Source organism: Agrobacterium tumefaciens, from assembly GCF_017726655.1.
Lineage (GTDB): Bacteria > Pseudomonadota > Alphaproteobacteria > Rhizobiales > Rhizobiaceae > Agrobacterium > Agrobacterium tumefaciens_B.
The window spans coordinates 37,181-60,259 of sequence record NZ_CP072308.1; the positions used below are offsets into that span (position 1 = coordinate 37,181).

Annotated in this window: 23 protein-coding genes; 16 read left to right on the plus strand and 7 right to left on the minus strand. The window is 59.7% G+C overall.

Going from position 1 to position 23,079, the window contains the following annotated elements; genetic code table 11:
• Window positions 1-28 precede the first annotated feature (28 nt).
• The 7 genes from AT6N2_RS00175 (at window position 29) to recN (ending at window position 9,074) form a co-directional block, all read left to right on the plus strand.
• Window positions 29-955, plus strand: coding sequence for a D-alanine--D-alanine ligase (locus tag AT6N2_RS00175; RefSeq protein ID WP_063950571.1), 927 nt, complete (start codon window positions 29-31; stop codon window positions 953-955).
• Window positions 943-1,875, plus strand: a complete 933-nt coding sequence (locus AT6N2_RS00180; protein WP_172801646.1) for a cell division protein FtsQ/DivIB — start codon at window positions 943-945, stop codon at window positions 1,873-1,875. Before AT6N2_RS00175 ends, AT6N2_RS00180 begins: the two co-directional genes overlap by 13 nt.
• Window positions 1,872-3,203 (plus strand): cell division protein FtsA, encoded by a 1,332-nt coding sequence (gene ftsA, locus AT6N2_RS00185; protein WP_063950569.1) that lies wholly within the window; start codon window positions 1,872-1,874, stop codon window positions 3,201-3,203. The genes AT6N2_RS00180 and ftsA overlap by 4 nt, the downstream gene beginning before the upstream one ends.
• A gap of 91 nt (window positions 3,204-3,294) precedes the next feature.
• Entirely contained in the window at window positions 3,295-5,052 is a 1,758-nt protein-coding gene (gene ftsZ / locus AT6N2_RS00190) for a cell division protein FtsZ (RefSeq protein WP_063950568.1), read from the plus strand.
• Window positions 5,053-5,325: 273 nt separating this feature from the next.
• Complete coding sequence (gene lpxC / locus AT6N2_RS00195) at window positions 5,326-6,285, plus strand: UDP-3-O-acyl-N-acetylglucosamine deacetylase (RefSeq protein ID WP_063950567.1); 960 nt, start codon at window positions 5,326-5,328, stop codon at window positions 6,283-6,285.
• 233 nt (window positions 6,286-6,518) lie between these two features.
• Window positions 6,519-7,385, plus strand: a complete 867-nt coding sequence (locus AT6N2_RS00200) for an outer membrane protein assembly factor BamD (RefSeq protein WP_063950566.1) — start codon at window positions 6,519-6,521, stop codon at window positions 7,383-7,385.
• 15 nt (window positions 7,386-7,400) lie between these two features.
• The gene (gene recN, locus AT6N2_RS00205) at window positions 7,401-9,074 is read left to right on the plus strand and encodes a DNA repair protein RecN (RefSeq protein ID WP_209087579.1); all 1,674 of its coding nucleotides are present in this window, start codon (window positions 7,401-7,403) and stop codon (window positions 9,072-9,074) included.
• On the opposite strand, the gene AT6N2_RS00210 is transcribed toward recN, so the two are convergent.
• The gene (locus AT6N2_RS00210) at window positions 9,071-9,685 is read right to left on the minus strand and encodes a LysE family translocator (RefSeq protein ID WP_209087581.1); all 615 of its coding nucleotides are present in this window, start codon (window positions 9,683-9,685) and stop codon (window positions 9,071-9,073) included. The two genes, recN and AT6N2_RS00210, sit on opposite strands and share 4 nt — an antisense overlap.
• A 132-nt stretch (window positions 9,686-9,817) precedes the next feature.
• Between AT6N2_RS00210 and ligA the strand changes: the two genes are divergently transcribed.
• Window positions 9,818-11,992 carry an NAD-dependent DNA ligase LigA gene (gene ligA / locus AT6N2_RS00215; protein WP_209087583.1) on the plus strand — a complete coding sequence of 725 codons (2,175 nt, stop codon included), beginning with the start codon at window positions 9,818-9,820 and terminating at the stop codon, window positions 11,990-11,992.
• Between the two features lie 62 nt (window positions 11,993-12,054).
• Entirely contained in the window at window positions 12,055-12,957 is a 903-nt protein-coding gene (locus AT6N2_RS00220) for an aminoglycoside phosphotransferase family protein (RefSeq protein ID WP_063950562.1), read from the plus strand.
• Here AT6N2_RS00220 and AT6N2_RS00225 read toward each other — a convergent pair.
• Together AT6N2_RS00225 and AT6N2_RS00230 are read right to left on the minus strand one after the other, a co-directional pair.
• The gene (locus tag AT6N2_RS00225; RefSeq protein WP_063950561.1) at window positions 12,954-13,487 is read right to left on the minus strand and encodes a GNAT family N-acetyltransferase; all 534 of its coding nucleotides are present in this window, start codon (window positions 13,485-13,487) and stop codon (window positions 12,954-12,956) included. The two genes, AT6N2_RS00220 and AT6N2_RS00225, sit on opposite strands and share 4 nt — an antisense overlap.
• A gap of 184 nt (window positions 13,488-13,671) precedes the next feature.
• A complete protein-coding gene (locus AT6N2_RS00230) occupies window positions 13,672-14,601 on the minus strand; it encodes a DMT family transporter (RefSeq protein ID WP_063950560.1) in 930 nt (309 codons plus the stop codon).
• Window positions 14,602-14,801: 200 nt separating this feature from the next.
• On the opposite strand from AT6N2_RS00230, the gene gcvA reads away from it, so the two are divergent.
• From gcvA to AT6N2_RS00245, 3 genes are read left to right on the plus strand one after another with little or no spacing between them, the layout of a single operon-like run.
• Window positions 14,802-15,704, plus strand: a complete 903-nt coding sequence (gene gcvA, locus AT6N2_RS00235; RefSeq protein WP_063950559.1) for a transcriptional regulator GcvA — start codon at window positions 14,802-14,804, stop codon at window positions 15,702-15,704.
• Between the two features lie 43 nt (window positions 15,705-15,747).
• Window positions 15,748-16,356 carry a 3'-5' exonuclease gene (locus AT6N2_RS00240; protein ID WP_063950558.1) on the plus strand — a complete coding sequence of 203 codons (609 nt, stop codon included), beginning with the start codon at window positions 15,748-15,750 and terminating at the stop codon, window positions 16,354-16,356.
• Window positions 16,357-16,402: 46 nt separating this feature from the next.
• The gene (locus tag AT6N2_RS00245; protein ID WP_063950557.1) at window positions 16,403-16,894 is read left to right on the plus strand and encodes a CreA family protein; all 492 of its coding nucleotides are present in this window, start codon (window positions 16,403-16,405) and stop codon (window positions 16,892-16,894) included.
• A 36-nt stretch (window positions 16,895-16,930) separates the two neighbouring features.
• Here the strand turns inward: AT6N2_RS00245 and AT6N2_RS00250 are convergent, their stop codons facing one another.
• Entirely contained in the window at window positions 16,931-17,398 is a 468-nt protein-coding gene (locus tag AT6N2_RS00250) for a chemotaxis protein CheW (RefSeq protein WP_003522339.1), read from the minus strand.
• Window positions 17,399-17,621: 223 nt separating this feature from the next.
• Between AT6N2_RS00250 and AT6N2_RS00255 the strand changes: the two genes are divergently transcribed.
• The 3 genes from AT6N2_RS00255 to AT6N2_RS00265 all read left to right on the plus strand — a co-directional run bounded on the left by AT6N2_RS00255 (window position 17,622) and on the right by AT6N2_RS00265 (window position 19,480).
• Window positions 17,622-17,780 carry a hypothetical protein gene (locus tag AT6N2_RS00255; RefSeq protein ID WP_233282456.1) on the plus strand — a complete coding sequence of 53 codons (159 nt, stop codon included), beginning with the start codon at window positions 17,622-17,624 and terminating at the stop codon, window positions 17,778-17,780.
• Window positions 17,781-17,912: 132 nt separating this feature from the next.
• Window positions 17,913-18,521: a cytochrome oxidase assembly protein Sco gene (gene sco, locus AT6N2_RS00260; RefSeq protein ID WP_063950555.1), complete on the plus strand. Its 609-nt coding sequence runs from the start codon at window positions 17,913-17,915 to the stop codon at window positions 18,519-18,521.
• 80 nt (window positions 18,522-18,601) lie between these two features.
• The gene (locus AT6N2_RS00265) at window positions 18,602-19,480 is read left to right on the plus strand and encodes a 50S ribosomal protein L11 methyltransferase (protein ID WP_063950789.1); all 879 of its coding nucleotides are present in this window, start codon (window positions 18,602-18,604) and stop codon (window positions 19,478-19,480) included.
• Between the two features lie 144 nt (window positions 19,481-19,624).
• On the opposite strand, the gene AT6N2_RS00270 is transcribed toward AT6N2_RS00265, so the two are convergent.
• Entirely contained in the window at window positions 19,625-19,798 is a 174-nt protein-coding gene (locus AT6N2_RS00270; protein ID WP_003522343.1) for a hypothetical protein, read from the minus strand.
• Between the two features lie 294 nt (window positions 19,799-20,092).
• On the opposite strand from AT6N2_RS00270, the gene AT6N2_RS00275 reads away from it, so the two are divergent.
• Window positions 20,093-21,934, plus strand: coding sequence for an aminopeptidase P family protein (locus tag AT6N2_RS00275; RefSeq protein WP_209087585.1), 1,842 nt, complete (start codon window positions 20,093-20,095; stop codon window positions 21,932-21,934).
• On the opposite strand, the gene AT6N2_RS00280 is transcribed toward AT6N2_RS00275, so the two are convergent.
• Complete coding sequence (locus AT6N2_RS00280; protein ID WP_209087587.1) at window positions 21,931-22,245, minus strand: AzlD family protein; 315 nt, start codon at window positions 22,243-22,245, stop codon at window positions 21,931-21,933. The two genes, AT6N2_RS00275 and AT6N2_RS00280, sit on opposite strands and share 4 nt — an antisense overlap.
• Window positions 22,242-22,961, minus strand: coding sequence for an AzlC family ABC transporter permease (locus AT6N2_RS00285; protein ID WP_063950552.1), 720 nt, complete (start codon window positions 22,959-22,961; stop codon window positions 22,242-22,244). The genes AT6N2_RS00280 and AT6N2_RS00285 overlap by 4 nt, the downstream gene beginning before the upstream one ends.
• Window positions 22,962-23,079 lie beyond the last annotated feature (118 nt).

Genomic DNA, 23,079 nt, shown 5'->3' on the forward strand with positions numbered 1-23,079 from the left:
TAACGGAGAGTTGGTGTCAGAGGGTTCGATGGGCGGCAAACACGTAGCTGTTCTTATGGGTGGATTTTCGTCGGAGCGGCCAGTCAGCCTGTCGTCGGGCAATGCTTGCGCGCAGGCTCTGGAAGACGAGGGCTACAAAGTCACCCGTGTCGATGTGGGGCGCGATATCGCTGCCGTGCTCGACGAGCTGCGCCCGGATGTCGCTTTTAATGCGCTGCATGGGCCCTTCGGCGAAGACGGCACCATTCAGGGTATCCTCGAATATCTCGCCATTCCTTATACCCATTCCGGGGTCTTGGCTTCCGCCCTTGCCATGGACAAGGCGCAGGCCAAGAAGGTGGCTGCCGCCGCCGGCGTTCCTGTCGCTGCCGAACGCGTCATGAACCGTTTCGATTTCACTAGCGAACATCCCCTTGCGCCACCTTATGTGGTGAAGCCGGTGCGTGAAGGCTCGAGCTTCGGCGTCGTGATCGTCAAGGAAGATCAGTCGCACCCGCCGCAAATACTCACGTCCTCTGAATGGAAATACGGCGACCATGTCATGGTCGAGCGTTATATCCATGGCCGCGAATTGACTTGCGGCGTGCTCGATGGCGAGGCGCTGGGTGTCACCGAGGTGGTGCCGCTTGGTCATAATTTTTACGATTACGATGCAAAATACGCCGCCGGTGGCTCGAAACATGTCATTCCGGCGGAAATTTCACCGAAAATTTACCAAAAGATTCAATCATTGGCGGTTATGGCGCATCGGGCGATCGGGTGCCGTGGCGTAAGCCGTTCAGACTTTCGTTACGACGACCGTTTCTCAGAAGATGGCGAAGTTATCTGGCTTGAAGTGAACACCCAGCCGGGCATGACGCCGACCTCCCTGGTGCCGGAAATGGCGGCCCATGCTGGCCGCTCCTTTGGTAACCTTGTCAGCTGGATGGTGGAGGACGCTTCGTGTTTGCGATGATCGGCAAAAAGTCGACGGCAAAAAAGCGCGAGCAATTCGCGGCGGCGCCCAGCGCCGACGACCGCATGGTATTGCCGCGTCCGCTGCGTCGCGTCGTGCGCTTCGGCGTCAGCCTTGCGACCGGACGCATCCACATTCCCGCCCATACCGGCACGATTGCGGCCGTCGCCTTTTATGCGGCGACTGGCCTTTACGGCATGTCGCTTGGCGGCCACACCAACATCGTGACACAGGCGACCACGTCTGCCGCCGGTTTTGCGGTTGAAGACGTCAAGGTCTCCGGCAACCTCCAGACGTCGGAAATCGATGTTTTCCAGCTTCTCGGCCTTGATGGCAGCACCTCGCTGATTGCGCTCGATATCGATGCCGCGCGCCGCAAGCTCGTGCAGCTTCCCTGGGTCGAAGACGTCGATATCCGCAAGGTTTACCCGAAGACCATCGAGGTCCGCCTGAAAGAGCGTCAGGCTTTCGGCATCTGGCAGCACGGTTCGGAACTGTCGCTCATCGAAAAAAGCGGCAGCGTGATTGCGCCGCTGCGTGACAATAAGTTCGCTTCCCTGCCGCTGTTCGTCGGGCGCGATGCGGAAACAGGTGCAGCCGGATTCGTCGATCAACTGGCGGACTGGCCGGAAATCCGCAACCGGGTTCGCGCCTATGTGCGCATCGCCGGCCGCCGCTGGGACCTGCATCTCGACAACGGCATCGTCGTGAAGCTGCCGGAAGAAAATTTGCCGAAGGCGCTGCAACTGCTGGCGCGGCTCGATCTGGAAGAGAAGGTGCTGTCGCGTGATGTCGCTGCGGTGGACCTGCGCCTTTCGGATCGCACGACCATTCAATTGACCGAAGGCGCTGCCGAGCGCCGTCAGGCTGCTGTCGACGCGCGCACCAAGGCTCTCAAGAAAGCGGAGAAGAACACATGAGCTTTTTCGGTTCTTCCCATTTCGGCCTGCCTCGGCTGAAGCCGCTGTCTTCCAAGCGCAGCCACATCGTTTCGGTGCTGGACATCGGCTCGACCAAGGTCGTTTGCATGATCGGCCGGCTGACGCCCCGCCAGGAAAGCGAAATTCTGCCCGGCCGCACCCACAAGGTGGAAATCATCGGCATCGGCCACCAGCGTTCGCGCGGCGTGAAGTCAGGCGTGATCGCCGACCTTGATGCGCTGGAAGGTGTCATTCGTCTTGCGGTCGACGCGGCCGAGCGCATGGCGGGGCTTACCGTCGACAGCCTGATCGTCAATGTTTCGGCTGGAAGGCTTGCCAGCGATATCTATACGGCGAGCATCGATCTCGGCGGGCAGGAAGTGGAAGCGAGCGATCTGCGCAAGGTTCTGGTGGCGGCAAGCCAGCAGTCCATGCGCCAGGACCGGGCCATCCTGCATTCGCTGCCGACGGGATACTCGCTGGATGGTGAGCGCGGTATCCGCGATCCGCTCTCCATGTATGGCGACCTTCTCGGCGTCGACATGCATGTGGTGACCGTCGAACGCACGGCGTTGAAGAACCTCGAGCTTTGCGTCAACCGCGCGCATCTGTCGGTCGAAGGCATGGTGGCGACGCCCTATGCCAGCGGTCTCGCGGCGCTGGTGGACGACGAAGTCGAACTCGGCTGCGCCGCCATCGACATGGGCGGCGGCACGACGACGATCTCGGTTTTCGCCGAAGGCCGGCTCATCCATACGGATGCGATCGGCCTTGGCGGCCATCACGTTACGACAGATCTTGCACGAGGCCTCTCGACACGAATCGAAGATGCGGAGAGACTGAAGGTGGTGCATGGTTCGGCATTGCTGAATGGCGCGGATGAGCGCGACATGATTTCGATCCCGCCGATTGGCGAAGATGATCGCGATCAACCATCGCAAGTTTCAAGAGCATTGGTCACCCGTATCGTGCGGGCACGTATCGAAGAGACGCTGGAATTGATCCGTGATCGTATCCAGAAGTCCGGCTTCAGTCCGATTGTCGGCAAGCGTGTCGTCCTGACCGGCGGCGCAAGCCAGCTGACGGGTCTGCCGGAAACGGCGCGGCGCATTCTTGCCCGCAACGTCCGTATCGGCCGCCCGATGGGTGTTGCCGGTCTTCCGGTCGCGGCAAAGGGGCCTGCCTTTTCGACGGCGTGCGGACTGATGATCTATCCGCAGGTGGCGGACATCGAAATTCATGCGGCGCAAGGCGGAATGTTCTCGCCGTTTGGCAATGGTAGCGGCCGGATAGCCCGGGTGGGGCAATGGCTGAAAGAGAGTTTTTGAGTAGCCTCGGGGCGCAAGCCGGAGGTTTCAGAGTTGAGTTTCAAGAATCGGCCAGCGGGGCGATGCGGCCAGAGAAAGAAGGAATGTTAAAATGACGATACAGCTGCAGAAGCCTGATATCACAGAGCTGAAGCCACGCATCACCGTCTTCGGTGTTGGCGGTGGCGGTGGTAACGCTGTCAACAACATGATCACGGCTGGCCTTCAGGGCGTCGACTTTGTCGTTGCCAACACGGATGCCCAGGCGCTGACCATGACCAAGGCAGATCGGGTCATTCAGCTCGGCGTCAACGTCACTGAAGGCCTCGGCGCCGGTTCCCAGCCGGAAGTCGGCCGCGCTGCCGCTGAAGAATGCATCGACGAGATCATCGATCACCTGAACGGCACCCATATGTGCTTCGTCACCGCCGGCATGGGCGGCGGCACCGGCACCGGTGCTGCTCCTGTCGTCGCACAGGCCGCCCGCAATAAGGGCATTCTGACGGTCGGCGTCGTTACCAAGCCTTTCCACTTCGAAGGCGGTCGCCGTATGCGTCTTGCCGAACAGGGCATCGAGGAACTGCAGAAGTCCGTCGATACGCTGATCGTCATTCCGAACCAGAACCTCTTCCGTATTGCCAATGACAAGACGACCTTTGCGGACGCCTTCGCCATGGCCGACCAGGTCCTCTATTCCGGCGTTGCCTGCATCACCGACCTGATGGTGAAGGAAGGTCTCATCAACCTCGATTTCGCCGACGTCCGTTCGGTCATGCGCGAAATGGGCCGCGCAATGATGGGCACCGGCGAGGCTTCCGGTCCGGGCCGCGCGATGCAGGCTGCGGAAGCGGCCATCGCCAACCCGCTGCTCGACGAAACCTCGATGAAGGGTGCGCAGGGCCTGCTGATTTCCATTACCGGCGGTCGCGACCTTACCCTGTTCGAAGTCGACGAAGCTGCGACCCGCATTCGCGAAGAAGTCGATCCGGATGCGAACATCATCCTCGGCGCAACCTTCGACGAAGCGCTTGAAGGCCTCATCCGCGTCTCCGTCGTCGCAACGGGCATCGACCGCGTTGCAGGCGTCGGCGAACAGAACGTTGCCGAAATGCGCGCCGCAGCCGCCGCTGCAAAGCCGCTTATCCGTCCTTCCGCGGCCGTTGCTCCCGCTCCGGCCGCAGTACAGCCTGCCGCAGTTTCGCAGGCACCGAAGGCCATAGACCCGATCGCTCAGACCATCCGTTCGGCTGAAGCCGAAATGGAACGTGAACTCGGTTTTGCCGCTCACCAGCAGCCGGCTCAGGACTTCCGTCCGCAGAGCAAGCTGTTTGCATCGTCTCCGGCTGAAGCACCGGCGGCACTGCGTCCGGCCCAGCCGGTTCAGCAGGCCGCTCCGGCTCCGGTTGCTCCGGCACCGGTCTATCACGCGCCGGAACAGCATGCCGCTCCGGCACCGCGCATGCAGCAGCCGCAGGCTCCCGTCTATCAGGAACCCGCGCCGGTTGCCCGCCAGCCTGAGCCGGTTCGCATGCCGAAGGTCGAGGACTTCCCCCCGGTCGTGAAGGCTGAGCTGGACCACCGCACCCATGCCGCTCCTGCTGCCCAGGAAGAGCGTGGCCCGATGGGTCTTCTGAAGCGCATCACCAACTCGCTTGGCCGCCGTGAAGAGGAAGAAGTTCCTTCCGACATGATGGACGCACCGAGCATGGCTCCGCAGCAGCGCCGCGCCCCGCTTTCGCCGGAAGCAAGCCTCTACGCCCCGCGTCGTGGCCAGCTTGACGATCACGGCCGCGCAACGCCTGCTTCCTCCAGCCATCACGATGATGACCAGCTGGAAATCCCGGCGTTCCTGCGTCGCCAGTCCAACTAAAGGCGATTCCATAAGCCTCTTGAAACGCTCGGATCTCACGATCCGGGCGTTTTGTTTATTTCACGTTATTAACACTAAATTAATCAGCGTTTTCAGCCGCTTGTGCATGTAACAATCCGAAACGAACAGTGATTTGTCGTGGCACGTACATGTGCGTATGTATGAGGATGGGTAAAGGAACAGACTGACTTCGCCGGTCGTTAAAACCCGGCTTGAAAACTTTGAACGGCGCTGACCCCAAGCGACGCTGTTTGCAAAACAAGGCATAGACGCATGACCATCGGACTGCTCGGATTTCAGACAACTATCGCACATGCTGTTCAGCTTAAAGGCATTGGCGTGCATTCTGGCAATCCGGTCTCGATGACGTTCCAGCCTGCAGAAGCTGGAACGGGCATTGTTTTCAATCGCCTTCATGACAATGGCAGCGTTACCGAACTGAAGGCCGTTTCCGCCAATGTCGGTAACACCGATCTTTGCACGGTGCTCGGCCGCTCGCTGACGCAGTCTGTCGCGACGATCGAACATGTCATGGCAGCCATCTACGCCATGGGCCTCGACAACCTCATCGTCGAGGTTGACGGCCCGGAAGTTCCGATCATGGACGGCAGCTCGGCACCTTTCATCGAGGCGATTGAATCCGTTGGCATCAAGAACCTTGGTGTGAAGCGTCGCTATATCAGGGTCATCAAACCTGTACGCATCGATTCGGGTGCTTCTTGGGCGGAATTCCGTCCCTATGACGGCACGCGCTTCGAGGTCGACATTGATTTCGATACGCCGCTCATCGGCAAGCAGTCGTGGAAGGGTGACCTGACGGCGGAGACGTTCAAGAACGAGTTGTCGCGTGCCCGCACCTTCGGCTTCATGCGCGACGTGGAGCGTCTGTGGGCCGCCGGTTATGCGCTGGGTTCCTCGCTTGAGAACTCGGTCGTCATCTCCGACGACAACAGCGTCATCAATATGGAAGGCCTGCGTTATGCCAAGGACGAATTCGTCCGCCACAAGACGCTGGATGCCGTGGGCGACCTGGCGCTTGCCGGCGCGCAGTTCATCGGCTGCTATCGTTCGTACCGCGGTGGTCACAAGGTCAACGCCAATGCGCTGAAGGCGCTGTTGAGCGACCGTACGGCTTACGAGATCGTCGAAGCCCCGGCTGCCCGCCATCAGATGGTTCGCGCGCGCGAATTTGTGGCGGTCAACATGCCCGAATTCGCACCCTGGTCTGCATAAGATTTTCTGCGGGCTATCAATTGACAGGAAAAGCCGCTCCTTTGGGGCGGCTTTTTCGTGCGGCTGGGCAGGAAGTTGCATATTATCGCCCGATATTCGTGCGATTGCATGGGGCGATGCCATAAAAATGCGTTAATGCGTCATCATTGCGTTGCCCTGCGGATGCTTTTATGGCTAGAACGCCAATACAAAGCCGATGCTTATGTATTTGCGCGGGAAGTGGGAACTGTCGAATGAAGCATGTAGGGTCTGGTGCAATGAAGGGTACGATGCGGGGGATCGCCGTTTCGTTGATGTTGGTCGGCGCGAGCGTCGTCGTCACGGCCTGCCAGTCCGATCCGGATATCGACATCACCAAGCTCGGCGTGGAGACCGATCCGCCAGACGTTCTGTACAAGCAGGCGCTGGCGAACATGAACAAAGGCAATATGACGGAAGCCTCACGCAAGTTCGAGGCGATCGACAAGCAGTACCCGTTCACCGAATGGGGACAGAAGGCGCTTGTCATGCAGACATTCATTGCCACACGCACCAACAAGAACGACGTGGCCATCGCGTCCGGCAGCCGGTTCCTGCGCCAATATCCGCGCTCGAAGGATGCCGCCTACGTTCAGTACATGATCGGTCTTGCCTATTCGAAGCAGATTTCGGACGTGACGCAGGACCAGCGCGCCGCACAGCGTACTATCGAAGCGATGAACAAGGTCGTGACGGATTATCCCGATTCGGAATACGTGCCCGACGCACAGGCCAAGATCCGTTTCGCTCGCGACCAGCTTGCCGGCCGCGAAATGCAGGTCGGCCGTTATTACCTCGAGCGCAAGGAATATCTTGCTGCCGTGTCGCGCTTCCGCATCGTGGTCGAGCAATATCAAAACACCAACCAGATCGAGGAAGCGCTCGCGCGTCTGACCGAAGCCTATTATGCCATGGGTCTGGCGGATGAAGCCCAGACGGCTGCTGCCGTACTCGGTAACAACTATCCCGATAGCCAATGGTACGCTGACTCCTACAAGCTGCTGAAGGGTCAGGGTCTCGAACCGCGTGAAAACAAGGGATCCTGGATTTCGCGCGCCGGTAAGAAGCTCATCGGCGCCTGAGACGGGGCATAGACCATGCTGGTCCAGCTCTCGATTCGCGATATCGTTCTCATCGAAAGGCTCGACCTCGGTTTCGAGGCGGGCCTTTCCGTGTTGACGGGCGAGACGGGTGCGGGCAAATCCATTCTGCTTGACAGTCTTTCGCTTGCCCTTGGCGGGCGCGGGGACGGCGGCCTCGTGCGCCACGGCGAAGACAAGGGGCAGGTGACGGCCACTTTCGAAGTTCCGAACGATCATCCGACCCGGCTTCTGCTGCGCGAAAATGGTCTCGATGACGACGGCGATCTTATTTTCCGTCGCGTTCAATCGGCCGACGGGCGCACCAAGGCTTATGTCAACGACCAGGCCGTAAGCGTGCAGATGATGCGGCAGCTCGGTCAGTTGCTGGTCGAAATCCATGGCCAACACGACGACCGCGCCCTTGTCGATACCGACGCGCACCGCACCTTGCTGGATGCCTTTGCCGGGCTCAGCGATGAGGCGCGGAGCGTTCAGGGACTCTACCGGACCTGGAAAGATGCCGAACGGGCGCTGAAGACCCACCGCGCCAAGGTGGAGGCGGCGGCGCGTGAGGCGGATTACCTGCGGTCCTCCGTCGAGGAACTGGAAACGCTTTCGCCGCGCGACGGCGAAGAGGATGAGCTGGCAGAACGTCGGGCCGTGATGCAGAAATCCGAACGTATTGCCGGTGATATCGCTGAGGCGAGCGAATTTCTGAATGGCAATGCTTCGCCCGTGCCTGTCATCGCCTCGATGATGCGGCGTCTGGAACGTAAGAGCCATGAGGCGCCCGGCCTTCTGGAAGACACCGTACAATTGCTGGATGCCGCGCTCGATAGCCTCTCCAACGCGCAGATGGAAGTGGAGGCGGCTCTGCGCCGCACCGAGTTCGATCCGCGTGAGCTCGAGCGGGTAGAGGAGCGGCTGTTTGCGCTGCGCGCCGCTGGACGCAAATACAACGTCGCCGTACCTGACCTTCCGGCTCTCGCCGAAAAAATGGTTGCCGATCTCGCCGACCTCGATGCCGGTGAAGAAAAGCTCGGCAAGCTCGAGGCCAATCTCGGTGTGGTCAAAGCTGATTTCGACCGGGCCGCCCACTCGCTTTCTGAGAAGCGCCGTCATGCCGCGGAGGCTCTTTCGAGCGCCGTGATGGCGGAACTCCCGGCGCTGAAACTGGAGCGGGCGCGGTTTACGGTCGAGGTGACGTCCGATCCCGAACAGGCGACGGCTGACGGCATCGATACGGTGGAATTCCACGTCCAGACCAATCCGGGCACGCGCCCCGGCCCGATCATGAAGGTTGCCTCGGGCGGCGAGCTGTCGCGCTTCCTTCTGGCACTGAAAGTCGCGCTTGCCGACCGCGGCTCGGCACCCACGCTGGTCTTCGATGAAATCGACACCGGCGTTGGCGGAGCAGTGGCGGATGCCATCGGCCAGCGTCTGCGCCGCCTGTCCAAAACCGTACAGGTTCTCTCCGTTACCCATGCACCGCAGGTGGCGGCGCGGGCGGCGACCCATCTTCTCATTTCCAAGGGGCCCTCGGGCGATGGCAGTGAGCGCATTGCCACGCGCGTCGCCACCATGGAGCCGCAGCACCGCACCGAAGAAATTGCCCGCATGCTTGCCGGCGCGTCGGTAACGGATGAGGCGCGGGCTGCGGCTGCGCGCCTGCTGGCGGCCAAGGACTAACGGCTGACGGCTATCGCCACACCAGAGCCAATCATGACACCACCGGCGGTGCGGTTAACTTTGCGGACGATCCTCGGCTCGCGCAGCATTTTTCTTGCGCGCACCGCCAGCAACACGTGGCCGCCTATCACGACTGTTTCCACGACGATGATGACGGATGCGAGCGCCAAGAGGTGATTGACCGTCAATGACGTACCGACCACGTTCGGCAGGAGTGCGACGTAAAACAGCGGCATTTTGGGATTGCCGAGGTTAAGGGCGGTTCCCGTGGCGAAAATCGACAGCAGGCCACGTCTGTCCCTTACCGGCTGCAAATCGGGGACGACTGGCTCGGCTGTCCAGAGCTTATAGCCCATCCAGATCAGATAGGCAGCGCCGCCATAGCGCAACACCGCCATCACCGTCCCCATTTCGGCCGCGAGAATCGACAAGCCGAAGGCTGCGAGTGTCAGGAAGATCAAGATGCCGGCAACGGTGCCAGCGCCATAGGCAATACCCGAGGCGGCACCGTGAGTGATTGTCCGGGCCACGATTGTCATATTGTCCGGTCCCGGACTGGCTGCAAAGACAAGGAAGGCCGCTGCGAAGGCAAGAAGTGTGGTGACGTCCATTCGGGGGCTCCGGCAAGTGTTTCATCCGGATGCCCAGAATAGCGGATTCTCGTGCGATGAGAAGCGAGGATGGTTTTGCGTTCGGCAATAATTCGCTAAAAGCATTGCAGATTCATCTATGAGGCTTCTTCCATGTCGAAAGACCAGAAACCCGTCGAAACGCTGACCGAGCTTGAAGCCTCGTCCGAGCTTGCATTTCTGGCAGCGGAGCTTGCCCGCCATGATGCGCTTTATCACGGCAAGGATGCGCCGGAGATCTCGGACGCTGAGTATGATGCGCTGAAGCGGCGCAACGATGCGATAGAGGCGGCTTTTCCGGCGCTCGTGCGGGCCGACAGCCCGTCAAAAAAAGTGGGTTTCACCCCCCTCCCGACTTTTGCGCCCATCGTTCATGCGCGGCCGATGCTGTCACTCGACAATACGTTTTCCGAGGAGGACGTGCGGGATTTCGTCAGCTCGGTCTATCGCTTCCTCGGTCATCTGCCTGACGATTCGATTGCCTTTACTGCCGAGCCAAAGATCGATGGGTTGTCCATGTCCATCCGCTACGAGAACGGCAGGCTGAAGACCGCCGCGACGCGGGGCGATGGCACGACGGGTGAGAACGTCACCGCGAATATCAAGACCATCAAGGAAATCCCAAATACCCTGCCATCGGGTGCGCCTGATGTGGTCGAGGTTCGCGGCGAGGTCTACATGGCCAAGAGCGACTTTCTGGCGCTCAACGCCCAGATGGAGGCCGAAGGCAAGCAGACTTACGTCAACCCGCGCAACACAGCCTCCGGCTCGCTCCGGCAGCTGGATCCCAATGTGACGGCGAAACGTAAGCTGCGGTTCTTTGCCTATGCGCTGGGTGAGGTCTCCAATGGCGGGCAGGCGACGCGGCTCGCGGATACGCAATACGGCATTGTCGGGAAATTCCGGGAATGGGGATTCCCGGTCAATCCGCTGATGAAACGATTCACATCAGCCGAGCAATTGCTTGAGCATTATCATGAAATCGGCGTTGCCCGTCCTGATCTCGATTACGATATCGACGGCGTTGTTTACAAGGTCGATCGGCTCGATCTTCAGGAGCGTCTGGGTTTTCGCTCGCGCAGCCCGCGCTGGGCGACGGCGCACAAGTTTCCGGCCGAACAGGCTTTTACAACGGTGGAGAATATCGAAATCCAGGTGGGACGGACCGGTGCCCTGACGCCGGTGGCGCGTCTCACGCCGATCACCGTCGGCGGCGTCGTCGTGACAAACGCAACGCTGCACAATGCCGACTACATTGAAGGTATCGGCAATAATGGCGAGCGGATTCGCCCTGAGGATCACGATATCCGCATCGGCGACACAGTGATCGTCCAGCGCGCCGGCGACGTTATTCCGCAGGTCCTGGACGTGCTTCTGGACAAGCGCCCGGCTAATGCCGAAAAATATGCCTTTCCGCAAAAATGCCCGGTCTGCGGCAGCCATGCCGTGCGGGAGCGGAATGAGAAGACCGGCAAGCTCGATTCGGTCACGCGTTGCACGGGCGGCTTCGTGTGCCGGGCTCAAGCCGTGGAACATCTGAAGCATTTCGTTTCGCGCAATGCCTTTGATATCGAAGGCCTCGGTACCAAACAGATAGACTTCTTCTTCGAAAGCGAGGATCCGGCACTTTCGATCAAGACGGCGCCTGACATTTTTACGCTGAAGACCCGGCAGGAGGCTTCACACCTCACCAAGCTTGAGAATATCGACGGTTTCGGCAAGGTGAGCGTTAAGAAGCTGTTCGACGCTATCGACGCGCGCCGCGAGATCGATCTCAACCGGTTGATTTTTGCCCTTGGCATCAGGCACGTCGGCGAGACGACGGCGAAGCTTCTGGCCCGTTCCTACGGTACCTATGAGCATTTCGAAGAGGGCATGAAGGCGGCGGCTGACCCGGCGAGCGATGCCTGGGCCGAACTCAACAGCATCGACGGCATCGGCGAGGTGGTGGCGCGCGCCATCGTGGAGTTCTACAAGGAGCCGCGCAATCTCGATGTCATCGACCGGCTGATGCGCGAGCTGCGGCCCAAGGAGGCCGAAAGGCCCTCGACGGAAGGTAGCCCGGTTGCCGGCAAGACGGTCGTGTTTACCGGTTCGTTGGAGAAATTCACCCGCGACGAGGCGAAGGCCCGCGCAGAAAGCCTTGGCGCAAAAGTGGCCGGATCGGTGTCGAAGAAGACGGATATTCTCGTGGCAGGGCCTGGCGCCGGCTCCAAGCTGGCCAAGGCAACCGAACTCGGCGTACAGACCATGGACGAGGATGAGTGGCTGGCGCTGATTGGCGGCTGACGCTGTCATGGCAATGTTGTCCTCTATCGGTAGAGCTTTGCGCCTGAGACGGGAAGCACAGGATGGATGATCGCATCGTCGTTACGGTAGAGCAGGTAAGGAGGCTGGTCGCGGGCCAGTTTCCGCAATGGGCTGCACTTGACGTGCGGCCTGTGGACCTCAGCGGCTGGGATAATCGCAGCTTCCGCCTCGGTGACGAGATGCTGATCCGGATGCCGAGCGCCGCGCGCTATGGTGCGCAGGTGGAAAAGGAACATCGGTGGCTGCCGGAGCTTGGGCCGCACCTGCCTTTTCCGATCCCTGTGCCACTGGCGCTAGGGCGGCCGGGAGAGGGGTATCCTTTCAGCTGGTCCGTTTATCGATGGCTCGAAGGCGAGCCACTTGCCCAGCATCTGCAGCACGTCGATCTATCGCAGGTCGCGATCAACGTTGCGTCCTTTGTGAATGGCCTTCAGCAAATCGACGCCTCGCAGGGGCCGCCCGCTGGCGCGCATAATTTCCACCGAGGGGGATCATTGGCGGTCTATGACGACGAAGCGAAGGCTTCGGCGGCGCGGGTTGCCGACGAGATTGATCAGGCGCTCGCCATGGAGATATGGCAGCTTGCCCTTTCCAGCCGCTGGGAACGGCAGGGTGTGTGGGTGCACGGCGATATTGCCGAGGGCAATCTGCTGGTAAGGAACGCCCGCCTGTCGGCGGTTATCGATTTCGGCAGTTGCGGGGTTGGCGATCCTTCTGCCGATCTCATCCTTGCCTGGAACGTTCTCGACAGGGAAAGCCGGAGCGTCTTTCGCCGCGCGCTCGCATTGGATGAGGCGACATGGCAGCGCGGGCGGGGCTGGGCGATCTGGAAAGCGCTGATCGTCCTCGATGCGGAGCGCGGACGTAACGACAGGATGGCCGAATGGTCGCGGCGGACCATTCGGGAGGTGTTTGCCGATCACATCGAGAGCCGGAACGCCTAACGAAGGCGTGCCATGACGTGGGCATCGACGTATTTGCCGTCTCGATAGGCGTCGTTACGCAGGGTCCCTTCGCGTTCAAAGCCGAATTTTTCGTAGAGCCTGATGGCCGGGAGGTTGTCGGTGAAGACGTTGAGTTCAATTCGCTTGATATCGTGCCAATTGTCGGCAGTGTCTATCAACGTTGCCAGGAGATGCGACCCCAGTCTTTTGCCTGCAAAGTCGTCATGAACGCTGATGACGAGATCGGCAATGTGTGCCTGCCGCCCCGCCCGGCGATAAAGGCCGCCATTGGCGATGATCTTCCCACGCCATTCGCCAACGATGACGACATCGTTCGGACCACGATTTTCCATGGCCTTTCGGGTTTTCTCCACCGATTGGAACGGCTGACGAAGCGTGCCGTGGCGGACACCGGGCAGATTGAACATGTCTGTCAGCGCTTCGGCGTCATCCAGGCGCGCAGCGCGCAGAACGACATCGCTCAACTGAAATTCATCGTCTTGATTATCGGCAATTTTGGCGTTCTGCATGCCTGTCTCCGTGGCCTGAAAGGAGCAGGAATGCGAACCCTGCTCGTGTTGGCAGGGTGAAAGTCTATCGTCTTAACGCAACGACATACCTGACCCTGCCGGATGGCCGGTAAGGGTATAGTGACGGGTGTGTCTCTGGCGTATGACGATCATGGCGGCAGAATGCTTTTAGCCCTCAAGTCTGTCAAGCCGGGGCGCTGCGAAACAGGCCCTTGAGTTTTGCCGGCAACCTGCCGTCGATTGCGGCCAGCCCCGCGGCGATCAAAGTCATGCCGGCGAAATGTTTCAACTCCAGTTGCTCGCCAAGGAGCAGCGATCCAAGCAGGATGGCGCTGACCGGGATGAGGAAGGTGACGAGCGCGAGGTTGGTGGCGCCGGCGCTGGCGAGAATGCGGAAGAAGATCAGGTAGGCGAGTGCCGTTGAGAGCAGGGCGATGCCGATCAAGGCGCCCCAGGTCCCGAGGCTCGGTATGGCGAGCGTCCATGGCCTGTCGATGAGAAGGGCGGCGGGTATCAACATGATTGTGGAGGAGGAAATCTGGCCGGTGGCGGTCATCAGCGGTGGCACCCCCATGGCCTTGAAGCGGCGGCCGAAAATACCGGCGAAGGAATAGGATATGGCCGCGCCTAGAATGGCAAGCTGGCCCCAGAGCCCGGATGATCCTGTAAAGGCTGCCGGCCCGATCATGGTCGCCACGCCGGCGAAGCCAATGAGGACACCGGCCAGCTTGTTGCCGGTCATCTTTTCGTCGGCGGTCAGAAAATGCGCGACGATAACGGTGAAAAGCGGTGTCGTGGCATTGAGGATGGAAGCCAACCCGCTGGCAATATGCGTCTGCCCCCAGACAATGAGGCAGAAGGGAACGATGTTGTTGAGCAGCCCCATTCCGAAGAAGGCGCGCCACACCGCTGTTTCGCGCGGCAGGCGAAGACCCATGATGCGGCAGACGATGAGGAGGGCCGTCGCGGCAAATGTGACCCTTAACGCAACGATGGTGACCGGCGGCAGCTCCTTGACCGCAACGCCGATGAAAAAGAACGATCCGCCCCACAGCAGTGAAAGCGCCATGAGCATCGCCCATTCGCGGGCATCCATCTGTTTCTGTATTGCCATCGTGATCTCTCCGGAACCATCGGTGTGGACATGATCGCAAAGCCGATCGACGCAGACCACCCGAAATCAGGTTGAGTTTAGCTTAAGGGAAGGCGGTGTGATTCACCGTCCATGTCATGTCCTGTTGCGCCAATTTACGCTGTATTCTATGATTAATTCAAACGATTGTTTCTCGCGTGATGATTGAGGTGAGCTAAATTATGGCAGCCGAACTTCCTTCGCTGAAAGGTCTGCAGGCCTTTGAAGCCGCAGCGCGGTATCGCAGTGTCACGCTCGCCGCCAATGAGTTGAACGTCACGCCCGGCGCGGTCAGCCTGCAAATACGGGAGCTGGAGACGCGGCTTGGGGTTCAGCTGTTTTCGCGAAGGCCGCGCAGCATCGAACTGACGCGGGAGGGTGAGCGGTATTACGGCGCGCTTCGCACTGCCTTCCGGATGATGCGCGAGGCAACCGCAGAATTGACGGCGCGGTCCGAGGTGACGGCCATCACGCTCAGCTGCACGCCGACGTTTGCAATCCAATGGCTGATGCCGCGATTGCCGGCGTTTCAGCAGCAGCATGCACATGTCGACGTTCGCGTCAGCGTCACGAATCGGCTGGTCGATTTCGCCAGGGATAATGTCGATCTTGCCGTAAGGCACGGCTTTGGCCGTTACGAGGGACTGGAGAGTGTTCGCTTCATCGATGACAGCACGCTTCCAGTCTGCTCGCCGCAATTGCTTGAAAAATATGGTGCGTTACGCGAGCCTGGAGATCTGGCATCCGTGCCACTTCTGCATGATGAAAACAGGAATGAGTGGCGGCGCTGGCTGGAGGCGGCGGGAGCGCCTGAAGTCGATCCATCGGGTGGGACGGTCTTCATCGACAGCAACGGCGCGCTGGATGCGGCCAAGGCCGGGCACGGCGTCGCGCTCACGCGCCGCTCGCTTGTTGCGCGCGAGTTGGCGGAGGGCGCTCTGGTTGCCCCCTTCGGCAAGGACATGGCGAGCACGCTTGCCTATTTCATCGTTTATCCCAGGCGCGCGATGGATAATCCCGACCTCGTGGCGTTCATCGACTGGATGATTTTGGAAGCCCGTTCGGGAGAGGCCGGTTCTCTTTGAGGCCAATCCGGTTTATGCCTGATGGGAACAACGGGAATCACTCTTGAAAACCATCGCCATCGATTTCGAAACCGCCAATGAGGAGAGGGGCAGCGCCTGCTCCGTCGGTCTGGCGTGGATAGAGGACGGCCAGATCGTTCGTGTGGAAGAACGTCTCATCCGTCCCAGGGATATGCGCTTTTCGCCGTTCAACATTGCGGTTCACGGCATCCGGCCGGCCGATGTCGAGGATGCGCCAGAATTTCCTGAGGTGATGGAGGAGTTCATCGACGATATCAATGGCGCGACGATGATCGCGCATAACGCCGCCTTTGATTTCAGCGTGATGCGGGCGTCATTCGACAAATACCGCCAGTCCTATCCTGATCTTTCCTATCTGTGCAGCGTCAAAATTGCCCGGCATGTCTGGCCCGAGCTGGTATCGCACAAGCTCAATGTCATTGCCCATCATCTCCAGCTGCGTTTCGTGCATCACAATGCTGCCGAAGACGCGGTCGTCTGCGCCGCCGCTTCCCTCGCCGCCGCGCGGGCCCTGGGCGTCGCGCATGTCCGCGATCTGGCCGACAGGATCGGCATGGTCGCCGGCCGCCTGACGGCCACTGGTTACCAGCCATGCAGCATGAAAAAACGTCCCGTAGCACGGGTTGCCTGAGCGGCTTTCCCACCAATGTCTAATCGAGAGTAACGGAGAAGGTGCGATGAGGATGAAAACGCTGTCGGGTTTGTTTGCGGGTCTGCTGGTGCTTCTGCCAGCTGCGCTCGCGCATTCGCAGGTTGTCGGCAAGGTCGGCGTCGACTGGATGGGCAATGACATCGTTATCGAGGCGATCGCCGATCCGAAAATCAAGGGCGTCACCTGCCACGTGACCTATTTCGACCGTGGCGTCATCGACCGGCTGAAAAACGGCAACTGGTTCGAAGATCCCTCCAACAACGCCATCTCCTGTAGCCAGACGGGACCGGTGGAAATCGGCGATATCGATCTGTCGAAGGGCGGGGAAGAGGTGTTCCGGCAGGGTATGTCGCTGGTCTGGAAGAAACTGGTCGTCAGCCGCGTCTATGACAAGGCCAATGACACGCTGATCTATCTGGTGCATGCGCGGGAGCTGACCGACGGTTCGGCCAAGATGGCGATTTCCACGGTGCCGCTTTATAATCAGCAGGTCACATGGCAAAAGGGCAAGCCTTAAGGCCTGCCCCTCTCAATTTCGTTATAGATGCCTGGATCAAGCCGCTTCGCGCGCCAACTCGTCGGCAATGACGGTGTCGAGGTTCAGGAAGCAGACCATGCTCTTTTCGAGCGCCACGATGCCGCGGCAGAAGCTGCGCTGTTCTTCCGGAATGATATCGGGCGCCGGCTGCAGGTCTTCGGAGCGAATGGTCATCATGTCGGAGACCTGTTCCACAAGAAGTCCGACCAGCTTGCCACCGATATCGGTAACGATGATCGCCGAGCGCTCCGAAGGCTCGGTCATTTTCATGCCGAGGCGACCGGCCATGTCGATGACGGGAATGACGGCGCCGCGCAGGTTGATAAGGCCAAGGACGTAAGGCGGCGTGTGCGGCATCGGCGTCACCGGCGCCCAGCCGCGGATTTCGCGGATCGCCATGATGTCGATGCAGAATTCCTGATCGCCCAGATGGAAGGAAACGATTTCGAGATATGCGCCAGATTGCTTGATGGCGTTGGACATGACGGCAGGTTTCCTCTGATGGCTCTCTAACAGGCCCGCGCAGGATTGAGCTTTATGCGGTGCCGGAAATGAACCGGGAGACATCATGTCGAGGCTTTGAAAACCGCTGGGGTCATCATGCGCAGCAAGATTTTAAACTTTCCCTAACAATTGCGGGTTTGCATAGTGGAAACCCAGTGTTTTGGCGGTTTTCGCGACCGTGGAAACAGGTTATCATCGTCACATGAACACGCTCGTCTCTCACCCGCTGAAGTTTATTCTGGCAAGTCTTGCCGCTTTGGCTTCGCTTGCCATCGTAATTCTGACCTTTGAGGGATGGGTGCGGCACGGAACGGATATCTTCCTTTCCGCCTTGCAGAGCGGCATCGCCTGGTGCATCTGAAGTCGCCGGCGGCGATTTGTGACAAATCAGCGCGGTCGGCCAAAATACGGTCAGTTGAATTGCTGCCATGGCCCCCATTCGCTATCAGTGCGTAGCCTGCGATATGCAAGGCTTTCGGGGTAGGATTGGACTATGAAGAATATTCGTATCGTATTGTGGGCCGTGGTGGTCGTTCTCGCCGGTGTGGTCAGTTGGCTGACGCTCGAGATGACGAAAACCCGTGAGCAGATGGTGGAAACGGCCTATGGCGTGCCGTTTGAACTGACGGCGCAAAATGGATCGCCTATCACCGAAAAAGCTTTTCAGGGCAAGCCGACAGCGCTGTTCTTCGGCTTTACCCATTGCCCGGAAGTCTGCCCGACGACCCTGTTTGAGTTGAATGGCTGGATGGAGAAAGTGGACCCGGCCGGCGACAAGCTGCAGGCCTACTTCGTCTCCGTCGATCCCGAGCGTGATACGCCCGAGATCATGCAGCAATATGTGTCCAACGTCTCGAAGCGCATTACCGGCATCACCGGCCCTGCCGACAAGATTGCAGAGACGCTCAAAGGCTATCGCATCTACGCCAAAAAGGTGCCTGTCGACGAGAAGGATCCGAATGGCGATTACACCATGGATCATACGGCCTCCGTCATTTTGCTCGATGCCAACGGTCGCTTTGCGGGAACAATTGCTTACGGGGAAAATCCTGATGTTGCCGAGCAGAAGCTGCAGAACCTTCTGAAGGGCGTGAAGGTATAATTGCGCGGCGCTTATTGGACTGGCGACAGTTTTATGGCAAAGGCAGATTGAACAGCCAAAGCCAGAGAAAGCAGCCTGCCGTGAGCGAAATCCGACTTTACGTCACCACGACCGAAATCAAGGCCGGTGAAATCCTCGATCTGATGTCGGATTATTTTGGCGAAGAGGACGTTGCGATCGCCACGACCGAGGTGGATGAGAAGCGCGACATCTGGGAAGCCTCGGTCTATCTGATGGCCGAGCAGGAAGAGGAATTTCGTGAGCGTATCGGCACGCTGCTTGCGCCCGCCTTTCCGGACCTTGTCATCGACAAGGAGATCGTTCCCGATGTCGACTGGATCGCCAAATCGCTAGAGGGTTTGAAGCCGGTCCGGGCAGGCCGTTTCATCGTTCACGGCGCTCATGATCGAGATAAGGTGCGGGCAAACGATCTCGCGATTGAAATCGAGGCCGGCCAAGCCTTTGGCACCGGCCATCACGGCACGACGGCTGGCTGCCTTGAAATGATCGAGGACGTGCTGCGGGCGCGCACCGTGCGCAATGCGCTCGATCTCGGCACCGGCAGCGGCGTTCTCGCTATTGCCGTGCGCAAGATGCGTCCCATTCCCGTGCTGGCGACTGATATCGATCCCGTCGCGGTGAAGGTGGCGAAGGAAAATGTGCGGCTGAATGGCATCGTTTCCGGTATGACGCTGGAGACAGCGCCGGGCTTTCATTCGGATGCCTTCCGCAAGCATGGCCCGTTCGATCTCATCATCGCCAATATTCTGGCGCGGCCGCTTATCAAGATGGCGCCGCAGCTTGTCACGCATCTTGCACCCGGCGGCACCGTGATTCTCTCCGGCATTCTGGCATCGCAGCGCTGGAAGGTGCTCTCCGCCTATAATGGCGCAAGGCTTTCCCATATTCGCACCATCTGGCGTAATGGCTGGGTAACGCTCCACCTGCGCAAGGACTGAGTTCCCGGCAACGCCTTTACCGCAAAAGAAAAGGCGGCGCTTTCGCGCCGCCTGGAACCCGCGAGCGTGGGAGGAGCTTGCTCAAGCGGGTCGACGTATTCCTGTTCAGACGCGGTGGAGGGAGGATCGCCGCGCCTGACGTTATCAGAATACGTAGCTGGACTTTGCCTTGCGACGCAGATCGGCGCGGTTCATGCCGAGCGCTTCGAGCGACTTGTCGTCGAGGTTCAGAAGGGCGGCGTTGACATGGCGGCTGACCTGACGCTCGCGTGCTTCAACGACGCGATCGAAGGCGGTGCGGAGGAAAGATTTAGCCATTGCTTCAAATCCTTGTTTGCCAGGAGAGTGTCTCTCTCGCTGTGTTGTTCTTGATATAAGCGATGTGTTTTTGTTTGGTTAGGTGGGAATGCTCACGGTAGATATGCGTATGTCGCATATCATGATGTCTTGAGTAATACTTTTGACGCGCAGAATGCACAATTTGTCGCCGTATTCTGCGCTGTCATATATGGCTTGAAACCGGCTTCACCCGCATGGCATTGTCCTTTCCGGCCGCTTGCCTGTGTTCACACGAGCGACCGCTTTTGTCATGACAGTTCCCGAAAGACACCCATGTTCCAGACCTTCGAAAACAAATCCGCGCCGCAATTTGGCAAGGCCCGTGTCGAGGCGCTGCGCGCCGGTTTCGATACACTCGGTATCGACGGATTCCTCGTGCCGCGCGCTGATGAATATCAGGGGGAATATGTGCCTGAGTGCGCCGAACGCCTGTCGTGGCTGACGGGCTTTACCGGCTCTGCCGGCATGGCGCTGGTGACGCGCACGCAGGCGGTGGTGTTTGTCGATGGCCGCTACACGACCCAACTCACGTCGCAGGTCGATCAATCGGTGTTCACCGGCGGTGATCTCGTGGGCGCGCCGCCTTCCGTCTGGCTTGCTGACCATGCGCCAAAGGGTTTCCGACTCGGTATCGATCCATGGCTGCATACCGGTGCGGAGCTGAAACGGCTTGAAAAGGCGTTGGCCGGCAAGGGCGGTTCCGTGGTGCTCGTTGAAAAGAACCCACTGGATGCTCTCTGGGAGAACAGGCCGGCCGAGCCGCTGGAGCCCGTTGTCATCCAGCCGGAGGCTTTCACCGGCACGCTGTCGAAGGACAAGATCGCAGCGCTCGCTAAAACGGTTGCGGAGAAGGGCGCGGATGCCTTGCTCGTCACCGACCCGTCCTCCATCGCCTGGATTTTCAACATTCGCGGAAACGACGTGCCACACACGCCGCATCCGCTTGCCCGCGCGATAGTTTACGCCGATGGCCGGGCAGATATCTTTCTCGACAAGCGCAAAACCGGCATCGAGGCCGAAGCCTATCTGGCGCAGCTTGCCACCCAATTGCCGCCCTCGACAATTGCCGACCGTCTGCATGCCATTGCCAGCGCCAAGGGCAGGGTAATGATCGATGCCGATCTGACGCCGGTGGCGCTGACCGGCGCCATCACCGCGGCGGGAGGGGCGCTGGTCGAAGAGGCCGACCCGGTGCGGTTGCCGCGGGCGCGCAAGAACAAGGCGGAGCTTGCGGGCTCGGCCGCCGCGCATGTGCAGGATGGAGCGGCCATGGTCGACTATCTCTGCTGGCTGGACAGTCAGCAGCCCGGCAGCGTCACCGAAATTGCTGCGGTCAAGGCTTTGGAGGCAGCGCGCATCAAGGTGGGGCAGGGCCTGCAGAACCCGCTGAAGGACGTCTCTTTCGACACGATTTCCGGTGCGGGCGAACACGCCGCGATCATCCATTACCGCGTGACGACAGACACCGACCGGACACTCGCCGACGGCGAGATGTTCCTCGTCGATTCGGGTGCGCAATACGTCAACGGCACTACCGATATCACCCGCACGGTTGCGATCGGTGCTGTTCCGGACGAACAGAAGCGCTTCTTCACACTGGTCCTGAAAGGGATGATCGGCATCAGCACCGCACGGTTCCCGAAGGGAACGCGCGGGTGCGATCTCGATCCTCTGGCGCGCATCGCGCTATGGAAGGCAGGCGCGGATTATGCGCATGGCACCGGCCACGGCGTCGGCTCTTATCTTTCCGTGCATGAGGGTCCGCAGCGTATCTCGCGGCTTTCGACACAGGAGCTTCTGCCTGGCATGATCCTGTCGAACGAGCCGGGTTATTACCGCCCCGGCGCCTTCGGTATCCGCATCGAGAACCTGATCTATGTACGCGAGGCTGAAGACGTACCCGGCGGCGACCAGCCGATGCTTTCCTTCGAGACGCTGACCTGGTGCCCGATCGACCGCAGGCTGATCGTCACGGCGCTCCTTACCGACGAAGAACTCAACTGGCTGAATGCCTATCACGCGGGGGTTCTGGAAAAGCTTTCGCCGTTGATCACGGATGAAGAGGTGAAGGCTTGGCTGGTTGCTGCAACCAGGCCCCTTGAGCGGGCTGTTTAAAAGAGCCCGAAATGCCTCATGGCAATGACGATGGCCCAGCCGATGACAAGCATCGTCAGGCCAGGAAAGCGCAGGCAGACCAGAAGGGCTGCCACTATGCCGATCTTTACCTCGTATCCGCCTTCGAAAAAGGCGGGTGCGACAAGCGTGGTCAGGACCGCAACCGGCACCGCGTTTAATCCCGCCTCCATGCGTGGTGGGATCGATTTCATTCGTGTCATCAGCACATAGCCACCAACGCGGGTGAGATAAGTGGCGATTGCGGCAAGCGCGATCAGGAAGAGGGTATCGCCGTGCAACATGTCACTCATGGCGCGTCCACCCCGTTCTCGGCACTCAACCTCTCGCTCGGCTTCGGCGGATAGATGACCGCGACAAGGATGCCGGCCACCGCACCAAGGCTCACATGCCAGGGCGAGCCGACAAAGTGATAGGCCACCGTCGCGCCAACAGCGCTCGCCAGCATCACCGGATAAAAATTCTCCCGCTGGCGGAAGCTGAGGACCATACCCATGAAATAGATCGGCAGCAGCACATCAAGACCGATGGCGTTCGGGTCCCCGACGAGGTTGCCGAGCGATGCGCCGACAACGGTCATGACAATCCACAGCAGGTAAATCGGGGCCGCGAAGCCCATATACCAGGAGAAATCCACTCGGCCGGTATTCTCGTATTTCCGCACGGATTCGGCGAATTGCGGATCGACAAGGACAAAGAAGCCGGTAGCCTTCTGCAAAAACGACCAGTTCGAGATCATTCTGGCAATGGCGGCCGAATAGAGGATGTGGCGGAAATTGACCGCGAAGACCGAAAGAACGATCAGCCAGGGCGCAACCTTCTGGCCGAAAAGTTCGATACCCACGAGCTGGCTCGCGCCGGCATAAACGGTGCCGCTCATGATCGTGGCTTCGGTGATGCTGAGGCCGTTGTCGGCGGCGACTGCGCCGAACAGTGCGCCGAAGGGGGCGGCGGAGAGGGCGATCGGGAACCCGCTCCTCAACCCCTCGCGGAAATCTAAATTAGACATGTTTGGAAACTCCTTGCCGCCGCTCTATCGCCGTCCTGTCCGACTGGCAAACGAATTGCGTGAATGGATCGATTGATTAACTTGAAGCTTCCGTTACGGTAACGCTTGCTGTGGAGCG

What these genes read in the sequence shown, in the direction of transcription:
- AT6N2_RS00225 (WP_063950561.1), bottom strand. Translation starts at nt 13,487, where the DNA reads ATGCAGAACGCCAAAATTGCCGATAATCAAGACGATGAATTTCAGTTG.
- AT6N2_RS00245 (WP_063950557.1), top strand. Translation starts at nt 16,403, where the DNA reads ATGAGGATGAAAACGCTGTCGGGTTTGTTTGCGGGTCTGCTGGTGCTT.
- gcvA (WP_063950559.1), top strand. Translation starts at nt 14,802, where the DNA reads ATGGCAGCCGAACTTCCTTCGCTGAAAGGTCTGCAGGCCTTTGAAGCC.
- AT6N2_RS00210 (WP_209087581.1), bottom strand. Translation starts at nt 9,685, where the DNA reads ATGGACGTCACCACACTTCTTGCCTTCGCAGCGGCCTTCCTTGTCTTT.
- AT6N2_RS00175 (WP_063950571.1), top strand. Translation starts at nt 29, where the DNA reads ATGGGCGGCAAACACGTAGCTGTTCTTATGGGTGGATTTTCGTCGGAG.
- ftsA (WP_063950569.1), top strand. Translation starts at nt 1,872, where the DNA reads ATGAGCTTTTTCGGTTCTTCCCATTTCGGCCTGCCTCGGCTGAAGCCG.
- sco (WP_063950555.1), top strand. Translation starts at nt 17,913, where the DNA reads ATGAAGAATATTCGTATCGTATTGTGGGCCGTGGTGGTCGTTCTCGCC.
- AT6N2_RS00270 (WP_003522343.1), bottom strand. Translation starts at nt 19,798, where the DNA reads ATGGCTAAATCTTTCCTCCGCACCGCCTTCGATCGCGTCGTTGAAGCA.
- lpxC (WP_063950567.1), top strand. Translation starts at nt 5,326, where the DNA reads ATGACCATCGGACTGCTCGGATTTCAGACAACTATCGCACATGCTGTT.
- AT6N2_RS00220 (WP_063950562.1), top strand. Translation starts at nt 12,055, where the DNA reads ATGGATGATCGCATCGTCGTTACGGTAGAGCAGGTAAGGAGGCTGGTC.
- AT6N2_RS00280 (WP_209087587.1), bottom strand. Translation starts at nt 22,245, where the DNA reads ATGAGTGACATGTTGCACGGCGATACCCTCTTCCTGATCGCGCTTGCC.
- AT6N2_RS00285 (WP_063950552.1), bottom strand. Translation starts at nt 22,961, where the DNA reads ATGTCTAATTTAGATTTCCGCGAGGGGTTGAGGAGCGGGTTCCCGATC.
- recN (WP_209087579.1), top strand. Translation starts at nt 7,401, where the DNA reads ATGCTGGTCCAGCTCTCGATTCGCGATATCGTTCTCATCGAAAGGCTC.
- ligA (WP_209087583.1), top strand. Translation starts at nt 9,818, where the DNA reads ATGTCGAAAGACCAGAAACCCGTCGAAACGCTGACCGAGCTTGAAGCC.
- AT6N2_RS00250 (WP_003522339.1), bottom strand. Translation starts at nt 17,398, where the DNA reads ATGTCCAACGCCATCAAGCAATCTGGCGCATATCTCGAAATCGTTTCC.
- ftsZ (WP_063950568.1), top strand. Translation starts at nt 3,295, where the DNA reads ATGACGATACAGCTGCAGAAGCCTGATATCACAGAGCTGAAGCCACGC.
- AT6N2_RS00255 (WP_233282456.1), top strand. Translation starts at nt 17,622, where the DNA reads ATGAACACGCTCGTCTCTCACCCGCTGAAGTTTATTCTGGCAAGTCTT.
- AT6N2_RS00200 (WP_063950566.1), top strand. Translation starts at nt 6,519, where the DNA reads ATGAAGCATGTAGGGTCTGGTGCAATGAAGGGTACGATGCGGGGGATC.
- AT6N2_RS00230 (WP_063950560.1), bottom strand. Translation starts at nt 14,601, where the DNA reads ATGGCAATACAGAAACAGATGGATGCCCGCGAATGGGCGATGCTCATG.
- AT6N2_RS00275 (WP_209087585.1), top strand. Translation starts at nt 20,093, where the DNA reads ATGTTCCAGACCTTCGAAAACAAATCCGCGCCGCAATTTGGCAAGGCC.